Source organism: Virgibacillus chiguensis (genome assembly GCF_900129865.1).
Taxonomy (GTDB): domain Bacteria; phylum Bacillota; class Bacilli; order Bacillales; family Amphibacillaceae; genus Virgibacillus; species Virgibacillus chiguensis.
In genome coordinates this window covers 410,062-427,937 of record NZ_FQXD01000001.1, presented here as the reverse complement: position 1 = coordinate 427,937, position 17,876 = coordinate 410,062, and the positions used below count along the sequence as shown (strand labels likewise).

Annotated in this window: 15 protein-coding genes and 2 tRNA genes; 13 read left to right on the top strand and 4 right to left on the bottom strand. The window is 36.6% G+C overall.

Annotated features, from left to right (window positions below; all coding sequences use genetic code 11):
* The first annotated feature begins 1 nt into the window (after position 1).
* Both BUB45_RS02180 and BUB45_RS02175 read left to right on the top strand, forming a co-directional pair.
* A complete protein-coding gene (locus tag BUB45_RS02180) occupies positions 2 to 610 on the top strand; it encodes an XTP/dITP diphosphatase (protein ID WP_073004710.1) in 609 nt (202 codons plus the stop codon).
* Between the two features lie 10 nt (positions 611 to 620).
* Positions 621 to 1,130: a metallophosphoesterase family protein gene (locus BUB45_RS02175; RefSeq protein ID WP_073004708.1), complete on the top strand. Its 510-nt coding sequence runs from the start codon at positions 621 to 623 to the stop codon at positions 1,128 to 1,130.
* 147 nt (positions 1,131 to 1,277) lie between these two features.
* Here the strand turns inward: BUB45_RS02175 and BUB45_RS02170 are convergent.
* The 3 genes from BUB45_RS02170 to BUB45_RS02160 form a co-directional block, all read right to left on the bottom strand.
* A tRNA-Arg gene (locus tag BUB45_RS02170) sits at positions 1,278 to 1,351 on the bottom strand.
* 10 nt (positions 1,352 to 1,361) lie between these two features.
* Positions 1,362 to 1,435: transfer RNA gene (locus BUB45_RS02165), tRNA-Gly, on the bottom strand.
* A 554-nt stretch (positions 1,436 to 1,989) separates the two neighbouring features.
* Complete coding sequence (locus tag BUB45_RS02160; RefSeq protein ID WP_073004706.1) at positions 1,990 to 2,595, bottom strand: HD domain-containing protein; 606 nt, start codon at positions 2,593 to 2,595, stop codon at positions 1,990 to 1,992.
* A 225-nt stretch (positions 2,596 to 2,820) separates the two neighbouring features.
* Here BUB45_RS02160 and BUB45_RS02155 point away from each other — a divergent pair, with 225 nt between their 5' ends.
* The 5 genes from BUB45_RS02155 (at position 2,821) to yihA (ending at position 10,574) form a co-directional block, all read left to right on the top strand.
* A complete protein-coding gene (locus BUB45_RS02155) occupies positions 2,821 to 3,798 on the top strand; it encodes a tetratricopeptide repeat protein (protein WP_073004704.1) in 978 nt (325 codons plus the stop codon).
* 127 nt (positions 3,799 to 3,925) lie between these two features.
* Positions 3,926 to 5,212 (top strand): trigger factor, encoded by a 1,287-nt coding sequence (gene tig / locus BUB45_RS02150; RefSeq protein WP_073004702.1) that lies wholly within the window; start codon positions 3,926 to 3,928, stop codon positions 5,210 to 5,212.
* A gap of 624 nt (positions 5,213 to 5,836) precedes the next feature.
* Positions 5,837 to 7,114: an ATP-dependent protease ATP-binding subunit ClpX gene (clpX, locus tag BUB45_RS02145; protein WP_073004700.1), complete on the top strand. Its 1,278-nt coding sequence runs from the start codon at positions 5,837 to 5,839 to the stop codon at positions 7,112 to 7,114.
* 555 nt (positions 7,115 to 7,669) lie between these two features.
* Complete coding sequence (lon, locus tag BUB45_RS02140; RefSeq protein ID WP_073004698.1) at positions 7,670 to 10,006, top strand: endopeptidase La; 2,337 nt, start codon at positions 7,670 to 7,672, stop codon at positions 10,004 to 10,006.
* The gene (gene yihA / locus BUB45_RS02135) at positions 9,987 to 10,574 is read left to right on the top strand and encodes a ribosome biogenesis GTP-binding protein YihA/YsxC (RefSeq protein WP_073004697.1); all 588 of its coding nucleotides are present in this window, start codon (positions 9,987 to 9,989) and stop codon (positions 10,572 to 10,574) included. Before lon ends, yihA begins: the two co-directional genes overlap by 20 nt.
* A gap of 69 nt (positions 10,575 to 10,643) precedes the next feature.
* On the opposite strand, the gene BUB45_RS02130 is transcribed toward yihA, so the two are convergent.
* Entirely contained in the window at positions 10,644 to 11,126 is a 483-nt protein-coding gene (locus BUB45_RS02130; protein WP_073004695.1) for a LiaI-LiaF-like domain-containing protein, read from the bottom strand.
* 323 nt (positions 11,127 to 11,449) lie between these two features.
* Here BUB45_RS02130 and hemA point away from each other — a divergent pair, with 323 nt between their 5' ends.
* The 6 genes from hemA to hemL are packed head-to-tail and all read left to right on the top strand — an operon-like array spanning position 11,450 to position 17,663.
* Complete coding sequence (gene hemA / locus BUB45_RS02125) at positions 11,450 to 12,820, top strand: glutamyl-tRNA reductase (protein ID WP_073004862.1); 1,371 nt, start codon at positions 11,450 to 11,452, stop codon at positions 12,818 to 12,820.
* A gap of 16 nt (positions 12,821 to 12,836) precedes the next feature.
* Positions 12,837 to 13,655 carry a cytochrome c biogenesis protein CcsA gene (gene ccsA / locus BUB45_RS02120; protein WP_073004693.1) on the top strand — a complete coding sequence of 273 codons (819 nt, stop codon included), beginning with the start codon at positions 12,837 to 12,839 and terminating at the stop codon, positions 13,653 to 13,655.
* A gap of 19 nt (positions 13,656 to 13,674) precedes the next feature.
* Complete coding sequence (gene hemC, locus BUB45_RS02115; protein WP_073004691.1) at positions 13,675 to 14,604, top strand: hydroxymethylbilane synthase; 930 nt, start codon at positions 13,675 to 13,677, stop codon at positions 14,602 to 14,604.
* Entirely contained in the window at positions 14,604 to 15,398 is a 795-nt protein-coding gene (locus BUB45_RS02110; protein WP_073004689.1) for a uroporphyrinogen-III synthase, read from the top strand. The genes hemC and BUB45_RS02110 overlap by 1 nt, the downstream gene beginning before the upstream one ends.
* Positions 15,376 to 16,365, top strand: a complete 990-nt coding sequence (gene hemB / locus BUB45_RS02105) for a porphobilinogen synthase (protein WP_073004687.1) — start codon at positions 15,376 to 15,378, stop codon at positions 16,363 to 16,365. The genes BUB45_RS02110 and hemB overlap by 23 nt, the downstream gene beginning before the upstream one ends.
* Positions 16,366 to 16,379: 14 nt before the next feature.
* On the top strand, positions 16,380 to 17,663 hold the full coding sequence (hemL, locus tag BUB45_RS02100; protein WP_073004685.1) for a glutamate-1-semialdehyde 2,1-aminomutase: 1,284 nt from the start codon (positions 16,380 to 16,382) through the stop codon (positions 17,661 to 17,663).
* Positions 17,664 to 17,876 lie beyond the last annotated feature (213 nt).

Below are 17,876 nucleotides of genomic sequence, written 5' to 3'. Positions count from 1 at the left end.
AATGAAAAAAATAATTATTGCTACAAAGAATAAAGGGAAAGCGAAAGAGTTTAAAGAACTATTTGCTGCATATGAGCTTGACGCTATATCCTTAAATGAATTAGACGGTATACCAGATGTTGAAGAAACAGGGTCAACATTTAAAGAAAATGCAGCATTAAAAGCAGAACAAATCGCTTCTATGTTATCGCTCCCTGTCATCGCTGATGATTCTGGCTTAATGATTGATGCATTAGATGGGAAACCTGGGGTGTACTCCGCGCGATATGCTGGAGAGGATAAAAGTGATCAGGCCAACATCGATAAGGTGCTCACCGAATTACATAACGTACCGGAAACGAAAAGAACAGCACATTTTATCTGTGTACTTGCGGTTGCTGTACCTGGTTCAGCTACTACATATTATATTGGATATTGTCACGGCAGAATTGCTCATTCACCAATTGGAAAGAACGGTTTTGGATATGATCCTATTTTTATTCCAAAAGGCTTTCAACAAACAATGGCTCAGTTATCCCCAGAAGAAAAAAATGCCATTAGTCACAGACGAAATGCTTTGAAAGAACTAGAAGCCAGTTTAAACAAACAAGATATACTTTTAGATAGATAGGATGGTTCTTATGACAAAAGTGCTGATTGTGAGTGATAGTCACGGATTAACGAAAGAGCTGGAAATAATTAAACAACGACACCGTGTAGATGCTCTGATTCACTGTGGAGATTCGGAATTAGGTATGGACGACAAGGAAATGGCTGGATTTTATTCTGTAATGGGAAATTGTGATATTGATACGCGCTATCCAGAGGAACAAACAATCCAAGTTAGTGGAGTGAAATTTCTCATTGTTCATGGTCATCTGCATCAAGTAAAGAGTAATTTATTACATGTGGCTTATCGTGCAGAAGAACTTGGAGCACAAGTGATTTGTTTTGGTCATACACATATTGCTGGCGTGGAACAAAAAGGAAACCAACTGCTACTTAATCCTGGTAGTATACGCTTGCCACGTGTTCGCAAAGAGAAGACCTATGCGATCATGGAATGGCAAGTTAAAGAAGAGATAACCGTGCGTTTTTATTCGGTAGACGGAGCTGAATTAGAAGCATTGCGTTATGTAGCAACATTATAGCTGTAAAGTGTAAAAAGACTCACCGCGTGTTGTGGTGAGTCTTTTTACACTACATGTGATAGGACAAAGACATTAAAAAAACGTGAATTACCTATAGCGCAAACAAAAAACCCTCAAAAACGTAATGTTCATAAGGGTTTTTAAATACGTCCCAGGCAGGATTCGAACCTGCGACCCACAGCTTAGAAGGCTGTTGCTCTATCCAGCTGAGCTACTGGGACAAGATATGTATGGAGCGGGTGAAGGGAATCGAACCCTCGTCATCAGCTTGGAAGGCTGAGGTTTTACCATTAAACTACACCCGCAAATAGAGTTTTTAATAATATGATGTTTTTAACGACAAGATTCATTATATAAATTTATTCTGGGAAAGTCAATGGTTTTTATGTATTCTCTTAAAGTTATTATATTCAGAAAAAATATTTTCACCGTTGTGTGTCTTTATCACTTCGTAATTTTTAATCCGCCGGCGTTTGGAAAATTATTCTTCATAGGTTGAATTCCAAACGCTTTTCCTTTGGCGAATACATTTAGAAAAAAGGAATTAGCCATGTTCGGCTTGTCCGTTTTTAGTTTGCAGAGTTGATTGCTTTTTTTATATATTTTTTAAAAGTGTGAACCACTTACTTCATTTATTAAGATCTCAATGTGGCTTTTTCATTTATTCGTCATTTCATTCCACTCCTCGTCATTTGAGGAAATCCTTCTATTTCAATTTCTTAACTTTGAACTACTTGAGCAATCTCAGTTAATTGTTCCATTGAAAGTTTCATGAATATGTATGCCCCATAAAAACCTGTGCTCGAAAATGGATACATAGGGGTAGCGTCCTTCCTTCCTTGCTATTTATAGTACGGACTCAATCAGTCACTGTCTGCTTTTCAGATTGCTCGATTTTTTCTTTCGCTTCCTGTTCAACTATATTCTTTAATTGATTTAAAATAGCACTAAAATCTGTATGGTCGCCAAGTTGCAAACATAACTCATATTCTATCGGCTTCCAAGTACTAATATCGGCTTCATTATGTTGAATTTGCACCTCGAGTTTATCCAAAGCGTTTGCGACTTTTGCTTCATATGTTTGCTTGGCTTCAAATTCCACCCACATATTGTATAGACTTCCGCCGACTTCCTCTGGTAAAGTATTTTTTATATTTGTTATTGCTTTTAATTCATTCATTTGTTTTTGCTGCTTCACTTCTTCATTGCCCATGATTTCAAAAACAGGAATATCTTTCGCTTCAGCTTCTACTAGATCGTGAATGATAATCATTTTTAATAATTTTTCCATGTCTACTTTCTTATTTAAATAAGGTTGTAATAATACGGCCATTAGTGACATTCTCCATGTATGCTCTGCGACGCTTTCTCTTCTTCCGTTGGATAGCCAACTGTGACGTAACTCTGTTTTTAGATTTTCTCCAAGTTTGATAATTTGGTAAATCCGATGTAATGGTTCTTGCATGATTTTCACCTCTACGTATATAGTAATAAATAAAGTTATTTTTATAATAAATTATACAGAAATGATAAGAAAAAGGTTTCAAAATTCATTGCTCCGGGAAAGAATGTTTAGTATGTTATAGTTAAAGTAAAGTTCAAGAAGCTGGTTGATAAACCAAATTACTACACTCTATGGTATGGATTTGAACCTCCTTTTTGAACAAAATTAGCAGGAAGGAGGGAGAGAATGAAGCAACGCGAAAATATTATATTGTTCCCAAAATGGAGAACGGCTTTAGAGGAGGAGAGCTTACTTGCCTTAAAAGAAAAAAGATTTGCAGAGGCATTAGAAAAGCTCGATGAATTATTAAACTATCAAGTCAATAGTTTTGAAATTGTAAGCGGAAAGCTAATCTGTCTAATTGAATTAGGTCGGCATAAGGAAGCTCAGGATATTTGTGAAGATGTGTTACAGCGACAGGATGAACACTATTACCATTACCTACATATTTATTTAACCATTTTGTTTCAAACAAATCAATATGAGATGTTAATGGAGCAGGTGGAAGAAGAGTTTAAATTCCATCAAGTACCAGAAGTGTTAAAAGAACAATTTCATCAGTTATACGAAATGAGTCGTAAATTAAAAGTAGACATGTTAGTAGATCGCCAATCTGTGTTTATGGAAGAATGGGAGGACGCTATTACTACACGTGATTATCAAAAACAATGGTTAATCATCGAAAAATTACGTGCAATGAAAAGCGAACCTAATCGTAAAATGTTACATTTATTAGTAAAAGAAGACATACACCCTGTTGTAAAAACAGCTATGTTAATTTGGTTACAAGAAATAGATTATAATCAGCTTGTCCATATAAAAAAATGGGGGAGAAGCATACAAGTACACCCTTTAGAGATAGAAGCCATTTGGAACCATGCTTCAGTGAAACGAATCAATTCGATTATAAATGAGCTTGAACAAAAAAACCCAACTTTATATGATTTGTTAGTGAAATTGTTATATCATTACATGTATGTCAAATACCCGATGCTCCCTGTTAAAGAGGAAGCGGAACATATCGCGCTAGCCTTAAAAGCAATTGGTGCAAATTATTTAAACATAAAGTTGGATGAGCAAGGGAAGCAATTAGATTTGAATGAGTACATAGAAGATATTGAACGTTGCGAAGCCTTGTATTCTAGTATCATTGAGGATAACTAGAAATATATCGAAATGCTTGAAAGGGAAAGCAATTATGTTATAATGAAATGGTTGTAAATCTCGGTCTTTTAAACAATAAATGAATGTTTGAAAAATGAAGGACACAATAGATTTTGGAGGGAATTATATGTCAGTAAAATGGGAAAAACAAGAAGGAAATGAAGGTGTACTTACATTTGAAGTGAGTGCTGAAGAGTTTGACAAAGCATTAGATCAAGCATTTAATAAAGTCAAAAAGGATGTACAAATTCCAGGTTTTCGTAAAGGTAAAATTCCACGTGGTTTATTTGAAAAGCGTTTTGGTGTAGAAGCACTTTACCAAGACGCTGTTGACATTGTATTGCCTAGTGCATATATGCAAGCTGTAGCTGAAGCTGAAATTGAACCAGTAGATCAACCAGATATTGATATAGAATCCATCGGTAAAGGCGAACCTTTAGTATTCACTGCTAAGGTTACTGTAAAGCCAGAGGTTAAACTTGGTGAATATAAAGGTCTCGAAGTAGAAGATGAAGAAGTAGAGGTAACTGATGAAGATGTTATGCATGACTTGGAGCATCAACGTGAGCACCATGCTGAATTAGTTGTTAAAGAAGATGGTGAAGTAGAAAATGGTGATACAGTTGTTATCGATTTTGAAGGTTTCGTTGATGGAGAACCATTTGATGGTGGGAAAGCTGAAAACCATTCTTTAGAAATCGGCTCTGGTCAATTTATTCCGGGATTTGAAGAGCAGCTTATTGGTAAAAAACCTGAAGAAGAAGTGGAAGTTGCGGTAACTTTCCCTGAAGATTACCATGCAGAGGAGCTTGCAGGAAAAGAAGCTACCTTTAAAGTAACGATTCATGAAGTGAAATATAAAGAGTTGCCACAACTTGACGATGAGTTTGCGAAAGATTTGGACGATGAAGTTGATACGCTTGAAGAGTTAAAGGCTAAGAAAAAAGAACAACTTTTAGAAAAAAGAACAGAAGAAGCTGATAACAAAAAGCGGGAGACATTGATTGAAAAAGCTAGCGAAAATAGTGAAATCGCTATTCCTGATGCAATGGTAGAATCAGAACTAGACCAAATGGTACAAGAATTTGAACAGCGCCTGCAAATGCAAGGTATGACGCTAGAAATGTACTCCCAATTCTCTGGACAAGATAAGGATGCTTTAAAAGAGCAAATGCGAGAAGATGCTAAGAAGCGTGTGAAAACAAATCTTACGTTAGACGCTATTGCTGAAACAGAGGAATTGGAAGCAACGGATGAAGATGTCGAAGCAGAACTTGATAAAATGGCAGAAATGTACGGTGCTGAAAAAGAACAGATTAGACAAATGCTCGGTGGTAATGCAGAAGCATTAAAGAGCGATTTGAAAAAGCGTAAAGCAATTGACTTCCTTGTAGAACAAAGTAAAGCTGTATAACTTATTTACGTATAGTTATTTAGAAAACAGGGAATGATGCAAAACAAGGTGTGATTCTATCACACCTTGTTTTTTCCGTATAAAGTGAAACTTCAATCCGTGATGGGCCCTTTTACCCGAGGCGAATTGTTTAGTTGCCCAAGGGCATGAAAACGAAAAAAGGGATTAAGGGCTTGGTAAGTTCATAACTTCCAATGCTTGAAGTGGAATTGTTACAGCACCTTATATCAGTTACGAGCGAAAGAATTGTGTTCCCTGATAAAAGATCATACAGCCAATGGAAGTAGCATGAAAAAAATTGTAGTTACACTGTCCTTTTCATTCGACTTTCTAATGATTCTCTTATAAAGTAATACAAAGAGTGTTGCATAATATACTTAAATATAAAGCTTTCTTAAAAGGGAGTTAACTTGAAAACAATATTATGAAAAGCGTGAATGATGGGAATGCTAACAAGTAGTGTATCGAACCAAATGTGGCGGTGTTAGTAATTATGCTGAAAATAGCGGCGAAAAAAAGTATATCATTTTGTATTTTAATTTTGATCTGATATGATGGCTATAAGTTGAAACCTAAAGAGCCATTTGCAAGGAAAGAGATTTAACTTTTAGGGGTGAATAATAAGTGTTTAAATTCAATGAAGAAAAAGGACAATTAAAATGTTCGTTCTGTGGTAAAGGCCAAGATCAAGTTCGGAAATTAGTGGCTGGACCGGGCGTTTATATATGTGATGAATGTATTGAATTGTGTACGGAAATAGTGGAAGAAGAGCTCGGAACGGAAGAGGAAACAGAATTAAAAGAAATTCCGAAGCCACGTGAAATATGTGATATATTGGATGATTATGTTATTGGTCAAGATAAGGCAAAAAAGAACTTATCTGTTGCTGTATATAACCATTATAAGCGGATCAATACACCGAAATCTTCTTCTGACGATGTAGAGCTAGCCAAAAGTAACATAGCTATGATTGGTCCGACTGGTAGCGGGAAAACATTGTTAGCGCAAACTTTAGCGCGAATAATTAATGTACCTTTCGCAATGGCTGATGCAACGTCACTTACTGAAGCTGGCTATGTTGGCGAGGATGTAGAGAACATATTACTGAAGCTCATTCAAGCAGCCGATTACGATGTAGAAAAAGCAGAAAAAGGCATTATTTACATTGATGAAATAGACAAAGTAGCTCGTAAGTCAGAAAATCCTTCTATTACACGAGATGTCTCTGGAGAAGGCGTGCAGCAGGCTTTACTTAAAATATTAGAAGGAACGGTAGCTAGCGTTCCTCCTCAAGGTGGCAGAAAACACCCTCATCAGGAATTTATTCAGATTGATACAACGAATATTTTGTTTATCGTTGGTGGGGCATTCGATGGAATTGATCAGGTTATTAAACGCCGTCTTGGTAAAAAAGTAATTGGGTTTGGAGCCAATGAAAAGCAGCAAGATTTAGACATGGGTGAGCTGTTAGAAAAGGTTTTACCAGAAGACTTATTACGTTATGGGCTTATTCCAGAGTTTATTGGTAGAATTCCAGTTATAGGTAGTTTAACGCCATTAGATGAAGAAGCGCTCGTTGAGATTTTAACGAAGCCGAAAAACGCTTTAGTGAAACAATATGAAAAATTATTTGAGTTGGATAATATTGAATTAGAATTTGAAGAGGAAGCTTTAAGAGAAATTGCTGCTAAGGCAATTGAACGTAAGACGGGAGCTAGGGGGTTACGCTCCATTATTGAGGGTATAACACTTGATGTTATGTTTGAACTCCCATCTAGAGATGATATTGAGAAGTGTATTATTACGAAAAGAACTGTAGAAGAAGAGGGTGTTCCAAAACTTGTATACCGAGATGGGACAGTAACAGAAGGAGCTAAAAAACTTCCTAAAGAAAGTGCTTAAAGGGGCACCAAAACCTAGGATTTCATGATTTTGGTTGTTTGGTAAGTAAAAGTAGTGATACGAATAAACTTACGCACCTTGACAGACTTCCTTGCTAGTGTTGAACTTAGCAATATGTAAAAGAGGCTGACTTTTTTGGACGTTTATTATACAACTAGTCAGTCTCTTTTTTTATACTATAGGAAACCATCATGGCTCACCGAAGAGCGCAAGCCACAAAAGCATTTGAAGGTGTTTCTTTATACAAAATGTATCATATTGTAGATCTATAGCCTTAGAAAAACTGTAGCTTGCGTAGGTAAAGCTTTTTAAAACATATAACCGCCATAAAATCTTCCTTTTCCAATTGTGAAAAAGAAAACAGCACTTAATTTCTTCCCCAGGCTATTCAAATGCTTTCGAACCAGATCATTTCTTTACACTTTAAGAATCTGTACGGAAAAAAACATCTATGGATTAGAAGTGCTTTTTATAAATTATTTACAAACCACCCACTTTTCTATAGAATTTAAGAATGTATAAATACATCACTACCTATATATGGAGGTACATATGATGACAAATGATAAAAAACAAATTCCCCTCCTACCATTAAGAGGATTGCTTGTTTTCCCGTCCGTGGTTTTACATTTGGATGTAGGAAGAGAAAAATCTATTGCAGCTATTGAAAAAGCGATGATGGATAATGAATACATATTTTTAGCAGCACAAAAGAAAATTCGTTTAAAAGAACCGGAACCAAAGGACATCTACTCTATTGGGACGGTTTCTATGGTTAAGCAAATGATTAAACTCCCGAATGGAACGATGCGGGTTTTAGTTGAAGGTGTATACCGAGCAGAAGTAATAAGATACGTTGAACAAGAGCAAGAATTTATTGTAGAAGTACAAAAGATATCTGATATAGAAACGGATCAGCATGAACAAGAAGCGCTTATGCGTTCACTATTGACCCAATTTGAGAAGTATACGACACTCTCGCAAAAAATCACACATGAAACATTTGAGACGGTTGCTGACATAGATGAACCCGGGCGATTAGCAGATATAATTACCTCTCATTTGTCTTTGAAAATAAAGGAAAAGCAAGCATTATTGGAAACACAAGAGATTAAAACACGGCTACAGATGTTAATCCAATACATATCTAACGAACAAAAGGTGCTTGACCTGGAAAAGAAAATCGGTCAACGTGTCAAAACATCCATGGAAAAAACACAAAAAGAATATTATTTACGTGAACAATTAAAGGCAATTCAAAAAGAGTTGGGAGAAAAAGACGGGAAAATAGGTGAGGTAGATGAGTTGCGGGAAAAAATCCATACCTCCACCATGCCTGAGCGAATTCAAACAGCAGCGCTTAAAGAATTAGACCGTTATGAAAAAATCCCTCAAAGCTCTGCGGAAAGTTCAGTAATTAGAAATTACATAGAATGGTTGTTAGCGTTACCTTGGAATGAGAAGACGGAAGATCGGATTGATGTGGACTTGGCAGAAAATATTTTAAATAGGGAACATTACGGTCTGGAGAAGGTAAAAGAGCGAATTTTAGAATATTTAGCTGTACAAAAACTCACTTCATCTATTAAAGGACCTATTTTATGCTTGGCGGGTCCACCTGGAGTGGGGAAAACATCTTTAGCGAAGTCGATCGCTCATGCTGTAAACCGAAATTTCATCCGTATTTCCTTAGGGGGGATCCGTGATGAAGCCGAAATTCGAGGCCACAGGCGTACTTATATTGGGGCTATGCCAGGAAGAATTATTCAAGGAATGAAAAAAGCAAAGACGAACAACCCGGTATTTTTATTAGATGAAATTGATAAAATGGCTCATGACTTTCGCGGAGACCCATCTTCCGCTTTATTAGAAGTTCTTGATCCAGAACAAAACGCGCAATTTAGTGATCATTTTATTGAAGAAACGTACGATTTATCCAATGTGCTGTTCGTCGCTACTGCAAATTACATAAACAACATCCCAGCACCTTTGCTCGATCGAATGGAGATTATTTCTATTGCTGGATATACAGAAATTGAAAAGCAGCATATTGCAAGGCGTCATTTACTGCCTAAACAATTGAAAGAAAATGGTTTAACAAAAGGACAATTGCAATTACGAGATGAGGCTCTTCGAAAATTAATTCGAATGTATACAAGAGAAGCGGGTGTTCGTAATCTTGAAAGACAATTAGCTTCCTTGTGCCGAAAAGCAGCTAAGCTTGTTGTCTCTCAAAAAAAGAAACGTGTCATCGTAACTGAAAATAGTTTAGAGGAAATGCTAGGAAAACCGTTATACCGTTATGGCTTAGTAGAAAAAGAGAATCAGGTAGGTACTGCCACTGGGCTAGCATACACAGCTGTTGGAGGCGATACATTATCTATTGAGGTTTCCCACTATCCTGGAAAGGGGAAATTGACCCTTACAGGGAAACTCGGTGATGTCATGCAAGAGTCAGCACAAGCAGCTTTTAGCTATATTCGTTCTCGAGCAACTGAACTGAATATAGATCCATCTTTTCATGAGAATTGTGATATTCATATTCATGTTCCTGAGGGAGCCACTCCAAAGGACGGGCCCTCCGCAGGAATAACGATGGCTACAGCTTTAGTTTCTTCATTGACAGGTCGTCCCGTAAAGAAAGAGGTAGCAATGACTGGAGAAATAACCTTAAGAGGTCGGGTACTTCCGATTGGTGGTCTAAAGGAAAAAACGCTAAGCGCACATCGTGCTGGTATTTCTACCGTTATTATTCCAGAAGACAATAAAAAAGATATTGAATCTATTCCTGAAAGTGTAAGAAAAGATATCACATTTATCGCTGTTCGTCATCTGGATCAAGTATTACAACATGCGTTAGTGGGGGAGCAAAATGAAAGTAACAAAAGCTGAAATTGTAATAAGTGCTGTCAGTGAAAAACAATATCCAAACGATCAGTTACCAGAAATAGCTTTAGCAGGACGATCAAATGTAGGAAAGTCTTCGTTTATTAATACGTTAATTAACCGCAAGAATTTAGCACGAACGTCATCAAAACCAGGAAAAACACAAACGCTAAATTTTTATCTTATCAACGATGCCTTTTATTTTGTTGATGTCCCTGGTTATGGTTATGCAAAAGTGTCAAAAAAAGAAAGGCAAAAATGGGGCAAAATGATGGAAGAGTACTTTGAGAAGCGCCATTCGTTAAAAGCGGTGCTTTTAATTACGGATATCCGACATGAGCCCACTGTTGATGATTTACAGATGTATGATTTTTTAAAGTATTATGAACTTCCGGTTTTAATCATAGCGACTAAATTGGATAAAGTGTCTAAAAACAAACGATCACAGCATGTAAAACGAACGGAAAAAGCTTTTCAAGTGGAGGCAGGAGATCTGGTATTACCTTTTTCTGCTGAAACGGGTGAAGGAAAAGAAGAAGCATGGTCCATGATCCGCCAATATATGGAGGTGTAATTTTCCATAAATGATGTAAAGGGGGCTCTTTTTATACGAGCGCCCTTCCATTTCATCATTTATCTATGTTTATTTCCGTTTCGTTAATAAAAACAAGCCAAAAATAATTAACAAAACAGGCCAAAAACGTTCCATTACATCTACAATTGTATAGATCCAATTAAACCAGCTAGGAAGTTGTACTGAAAACATCATGACCAAAGAAAAAGCTGTCAACAATATTCCTGGTATCAAGCCTTCTTTCGTTTGTAAAAAACGAACTATAAATGCGACGCCTACAATAAGTACATACATAGCCCAATGATCAATCCAAAAAGAATAGTAAGCTAGACCGTAAAAATGAATGCCTAATCCTAACAAAATAGTACCGCTAAACAAATTCTGGTAATTTTTTGTAATATAACTATGAATTAACAAAACAAGTCCAATTATAATGATTATTGTTTGCCATGAATAAAAGTTGTTCAAGATAGGAATATTTAATTGTTTAAGTAAAAAAAACAAACCTATACCGATAAGAAGATACGCGGTAAGCGTGTTTTGTTTTTTCAAGTAATCACCTCATGATATGTAGTTCGAATGCTTGCTTCTTTACTTTTGTTGTGATAAAGTACAGACGTGTTATGCACTAATGCTTATACGTTATATGCTATCATAATGTTTCAGATTATGTTCACATTTTATTAAATTGTAACGGAATATACATGTTATAATAGTGTTTAGAAATAATGTTATTTTATATTTATTATTAATTAGTAAATGAATTGGTCCTTTATCCTGTTATGCTTGATTATTAAAATCAGTTCAAACTATACGGATAACACCTAATTTTAGAACAGTTATGGAAGTTTCATTTTATTTGGGGGTAGATGGTTGTGCATATTTTAAAGGTGGGTTTTAATTATAAAACAGCCCCTGTAGAAATTAGGGAAAAGCTTGCCTTTTCGGAAGATCATGTTCACGAGGCCATGGTCGCTTTGAATGGGCAAAAAAGTATTTTAGAAAATGTTATTGTTACCACTTGTAATCGTACAGAAATTTTTGCAGTAGTAGACCAATTGCATACAGGGCGATACTATATAAAGCAGTTTTTAGCTGATTGGTTTGATGAAGAGAAAGCTAGTTTTTCTTCATTTTTACAAATTGTTGAAAATGACGGGGCGATGGAGCATTTATTTCGTGTAATTACAGGATTGGATTCTATGGTATTAGGGGAAACGCAAATCTTGGGTCAAGTGAAGCAAGCGTTTTTAACTGCACAAAAAATGGGTACAACTGGTACTGTGTTGAATGAATTATTCAAACAGGCTATTACGTTTGGTAAGCGTGTACAGAAAGATACGGCAATTGGTAAACAAGCAGTTTCTGTTAGTTATGCAGCTGTTGAGCTAGCAAAGAAAATTTTTGGTGACTTAAAGAAAAAACGTGTTGTTATACTAGGTGCGGGAAAAATGGGAGAACTTGCTGTTAAAAATTTACAAGGTTCCGGAACGAACGACATTACAGTGGTAAATCGCACAAGAGAAAAAGCAGATGCGTTGGCTAAAAAGTTTGCAGCACGCGCTGAAACAATCGACAGGTTACCTATCGTATTACAAGAAGCTGATATTCTGATTACTTCTACCGGTTCTACATCGATCATCTTATCAAAAGAATTGGTGGAAGCAGTGCAAAAAGAGCGCAAGGGGAACCCTTTATTTTTAGTAGACATTGCAGTTCCACGGGACATTGACCCTTTTGTAAGTGAATTAGAAAATACTTTCTTGTATGATATCGATGATCTGCAACATATTGTGGATGAAAATTTAGAAGCAAGAAAAGAAGCAGCAGAGCAAATTGAGCTGATGTTTGAAAGTGAAATTGTGGCATTTAAAGAATGGTTAAAGACATTAGGTGTTGTACCAATTATTTCAGCTTTACGGCAGAAAGCACTTTCCATACAAATGGAAACAGTGAAAAGTATTGAAAGAAAAATGCCTGATCTCACAGAAAGAGAGAAAAAGATCATTAACAAACATACGAAAAGTATCGTCAATCAGTTGCTAAAAGAGCCAATTACACAAGCAAAAGAAATGGCGGTAGGTGACCGATCAAAGGAATCACTTCAATTGTTTATTGACATATTCGGTATCGAGGCAGAAGTACAAGCAGAGCTTGATAAGCAGGCAAAAAAAAATGAAACAAATAAAGCAATGAAAAATAAACAAGTATCCTTCCCACTTTTAAATAAGATGCCGACCATATAATGAAAGGAATACTCATATGGTAGAATTAAAATGGCTTTATGAATTTATATTAATCATTTATGGATTAAGCCTGTTCGGATACTTTATCGATTTTGTTCAAGACAACCGGAGGGTAAATCGAATAGCCTTCTGGTTGCTTAGTTTGGTTTGGATCATTCAAACCTTTTTTTTATTCTATGTAATAATCTTTGAAAAAAGTTTTCCGGTTGTAACCTTAAATGATAGTCTGTTTTTTTATTCGTGGATTCTTGTGACGATATCATTACTAGCGAATAAACTATTTCCTGTTCATTTTATTGTTTTTTTTACAAATGTATTTAGTTTCTTCATTCTATTGCTTTTTTTGTTGACGGACGCGCAAAAAAATTGGCAGGAGCATGCCGTCCAATTTGTCCATGAAATAGTTATTGCACATATAACGATTGCCATTACTTCCTATGGATTTTTCACACTATCCTTTTTATTATCCATTATGTATTTAATTCAGTACAAATTATTGAAGCAAAAAAAAGGTTTTAAGTGGATGTGGCGGTTTGCCGACTTGAACCAATTGGATAGTTATGCATTTAAAACAGTAACCATTGGTGTTCCTTTATTATTAATCGCTATTATACTAGGAATTGTGTGGGCTTATGTATCTGATGCTCTATTTTACTGGGTAGATTTAAAGACAATTGGTTCTTTCTTTGTATTGGCTATTTACGTCATTTACTTAGTCATCCGTTTATGGAAAAAGTATAAAGGGAGAACGATTGCAATGTATAATACAGTTGCTTTTCTATTGTTGCTAGTCAATTTCTTGTTATTCAGTACGTTATCGAAATTTCATTTTTAAACATAGGGAGAGATTAAACTTGCGTAAATTAGTTGTTGGTTCACGAAAAAGTAATCTTGCATTAACACAAACAAATTGGGTAATTAAACAATTAAAACAAGCTGGGGTTGAAAATGATTTTGAAGTAAAGAAAATCGTTACAAAGGGGGATCGTATTTTAGATGTTACTTTATCAAAAGTAGGTGGAAAGGGTCTGTTTATTAAAGAGATTGAGGAGGCTATGTATAATAAAGAAATTGATTTAGCTGTACATAGTATGAAAGATATGCCTTCTGCTATGCCAGAAGGGTTGATTATAACGACTATTCCAGAGCGTGAAGACCATCGAGATGCGTTTCTTTCTAAAGGAAATATACGTTTAAAAGATCTGCCTAAAGGCGCTATTGTTGGAACGAGCAGTTTACGAAGAGCTGCGCAAATACAAGCCGTCAGACCAGATGTCACGATAAAGTGGATACGTGGTAATATTGAAACAAGGATAAGAAAATTAAAGGAAGAAGATTATGATGCGATCGTGTTGGCTGTTTCTGGTTTAAAACGTGTAGGTTTAAGTGAAACATTAATTACGGAGTATTTAGAGCCTGATGTTTGTGTTCCTGCAGTTGGGCAAGGCGCTTTAGCTATTGAATGCCGGTCGGAAGATGATGAATTGAAAAAACTGTTAGCAACCATTCATGATGAAGATACCGCTCGAACGGTTACTGCGGAACGAACCTTTTTGCATTTGTTGGAAGGCGGCTGTCAAGTACCAATCGGAGGCTATGCATATTTACAAGGAGAATCCATTGTACTGACAGCTTTTGTAGGCACACCTGATGGGAAAACAGTCTTAAAGGAAGTGGTACAAGGTAGTGATCCAGAAGCAGTTGGCAGGAAAGCAGCTACGTTATTACAAAATCGCGGTGCTAAGGAAATTATTGAAAAGGTAAAAGAGGAGTTAAATGAGTAATGAGCTTACCGTTAGATGGGAAGCGAATCTTAGTCACTCGCGAGCAAGAAAAAGCAACAGACTTTGCGAAAAAAATTACTGATTTAGGCGGAGAACCAGTACAAGTCCCACTTATTAATATTACTTGTAAACGCCCAATAAATGGGGATTTCGCACAACAATTGTCGAATTGTAATTGGATATTTTTCACAAGTGGAAATGGGGTAAGCTGCTTTTTTCAGTTCGTAAAGCACGACGCTGTCGCTTTAGAGAATGTGGTGCAAACTAAAATTGCTGTTGTGGGAAATAAAACGGATCATAAGTTAAAAGAAATAACAGGTCGCTCTGCTGATTTTGTCCCAAGCTCTTTTGATGCTGAGACGATGGCAGAGGAGTTTTTAAGCCAATATCCTACCGACGATCATTTTTTGTTAGTAAGAGGAAATCTCTCTCGACATGTTTTGCCGGAACGCTTTAAACAAAGCAATAAAACTTTTACAATGCTTGAAGTGTATGAAACCCATAAGAATGTCAAAGTAAAACCGTTGTTGCAATGTGCGATAACGAATACTCAGATTCATTATATTACATTTACAAGCCCGTCTACAGTGGAGGCATTTGTCGATTTAATAGGGGTGAGAAACGTCGCACCATGTGTATGTATTGGTACGACGACAGAACAACGGGCGAAGGAATTAGGATTTACTAAAGTTTTAACAGCAAAAGATTTTACAATTAATGGTATGATTGATTGTATAAAGCAAGATGTGATGAAAAGAAAGGATGAAAAAAATGACGAACATACCGACTTTTGATAGACACCGTAGATTAAGACGTACGGCTGGTATGAGAGACTTAGTAAGAGAAACACATTTGCATAAAACCGATCTTGTCTATCCCATGTTTATTGTTGAAGGTGAAAAGATGAGAAAAGAGGTTCCTTCTATGCCAGGAGTATACCAGTTATCGCTGGATTTACTTACGGAAGAAATAGATGAACTAGAAGAACTTGGTATTCAAGCTGTTATTTTGTTTGGGGTGCCAAATGAAAAAGATGAACAAGGGACGGGCGCTTTTATTGATGAAGGGATCGTCCAACAAGCTACACGAAAAATTAAAACAAAAGTACCATCAATGCTCGTAATTGCAGATACTTGTTTGTGTGAATATACGTCTCATGGACATTGTGGAGTCATTCATGACCATGATGTAGATAATGATGCGTCATTAGAGTTACTTGCTAAAACAGCAGTATCCCAAGCAAAAGCAGGGGCTGACATTATTGCACCGTCAAACATGATGGATGGGTTTGTAGCAGTTATTCGTCAAGCGTTAGATCAAGCTGGTTTTACACAGATTCCTATTATGTCTTACGCGGTTAAATACGCTTCTTCTTTTTATGGTCCATTCCGAGATGCGGCAGATAGTACACCACAATTTGGAGATCGAAAAACATACCAGATGGATCCCGCGAATCGATTAGAAGCGCTTCGTGAGGCGAAATCAGACGTTCATGAAGGTGCTGACTTTTTAATTGTAAAACCAGCTTTAAGCTACTTAGATATTGTGAGAGAAATGAAGAATAACTTTGATTTGCCGATTGTTGCCTATAATGTAAGCGGCGAATATGCGATGGTGAAAGCTGCAGCGCAAAATGGCTGGATTGATGAACAGGCGCTGGTTATGGAAAAACTATTATCTATGAAACGAGCTGGAGCAGATCTAATTATAACTTATTTTGCAAAAGATGTTGCAAAATGGTTAGCAGAAAAAAATAGATAGGAGGATATCTGGTTATGAATTTTAATAAATCCAAAGCTGCTTATGAAGAAGCAGTTGATTTAATGCCTGGCGGTGTTAATTCACCTGTTCGTGCATTTAAATCAGTAGGTATGTCACCAATTTTTATGGAATCTGGTAAGGGAGCTAAGATAAGAGATATTGATGGTCATGAATACATTGATTACGTTTTAAGCTGGGGTCCACTCATTTTAGGACATGCTGATGAACGGGTCGTAACAAAATTAAAGGAAACAGCGGAAAAAGGTACCAGCTTTGGAGCGCCGACAGTATTAGAAAATGAGCTTGCACAGCTAGTTATTGACCGCGTTCCATCCATAGAAATGGTTAGGATGGTAAATTCAGGTACGGAAGCAACAATGAGCGCGTTGCGTGTAGCAAGAGGCTACACAGGAAGAGATAAAATACTAAAATTTGAAGGGAATTACCATGGTCATGGTGATTCACTGTTAATTAAAGCAGGGTCAGGTGTGGCTACACTTGGACTTCCTGATAGTCCAGGTGTTCCTAAAACGATTGCTCAAAATACGATCACGGTCCCATATAATGACTTAGAAAGTGTGCGATATGCTTTTGAGACATATGGTGATGATATTGCTGCAGTTATTGTAGAACCTGTTAGCGGCAATATGGGAGTGGTCCCACCAATAGAAGGTTTTTTACAAGGATTAAGAGAAATTACGGAGCAAAACGGCACCGTGCTTATTTTTGATGAAGTAATGACTGGCTTTCGGGTAGGTTACCAATGTGCGCAAGGTCATTTTGGAGTGACACCCGATATGACATGTCTCGGGAAGGTAATCGGAGGTGGATTACCAGTTGGTGCATATGGAGGCAAACGGGAGATTATTGAGAAAGTTGCTCCAACTGGATCTATCTATCAAGCTGGTACATTATCTGGTAATCCGTTAGCGATGACCGCGGGGCTTGAGACATTAAAAGCGTTAGATGAGTCATCTTATGAAGCGATAAATAAAAAAGTAGACCGATTGATAGAAGGGTTTACAGCGGCTTCCAATAAGCATCATATACCATTGCATATTAATCGAGCGGGTTCAATGGTTGGCGTCTTTTTTACTAATGAAAAAGTAATTAACTTTGAAACTGCTCAATCTGCTAATCTTGATTATTTTTCTCAATATTATCGCTCTATGATTGAAAATGGCGTGTTCCTTCCACCATCACAATTTGAAGGCCTGTTTTTATCTACTGCGCATACAGATGAAGATATTGAACATACGGTAAAAGCAATTGACACAGCTTTTGCTTCCATAGAGTAACGAAGCTTATTACTAAGTTGCGCCTTCATAGTGTGTATTTAGTTTAATCAACCTATGCCAGAGAATAGAATTTATTTAAAGACCTTTACTAATAGCATGTAATTTTTGGTATACATGCCGCTAGTGAGGTCTTTTTCTGTTGTCTAGGAATATAAAATTTTGCAGCTGTGGATAAACTTACTAAGTTATTTAACGTTGCAAAACTTTCTACTG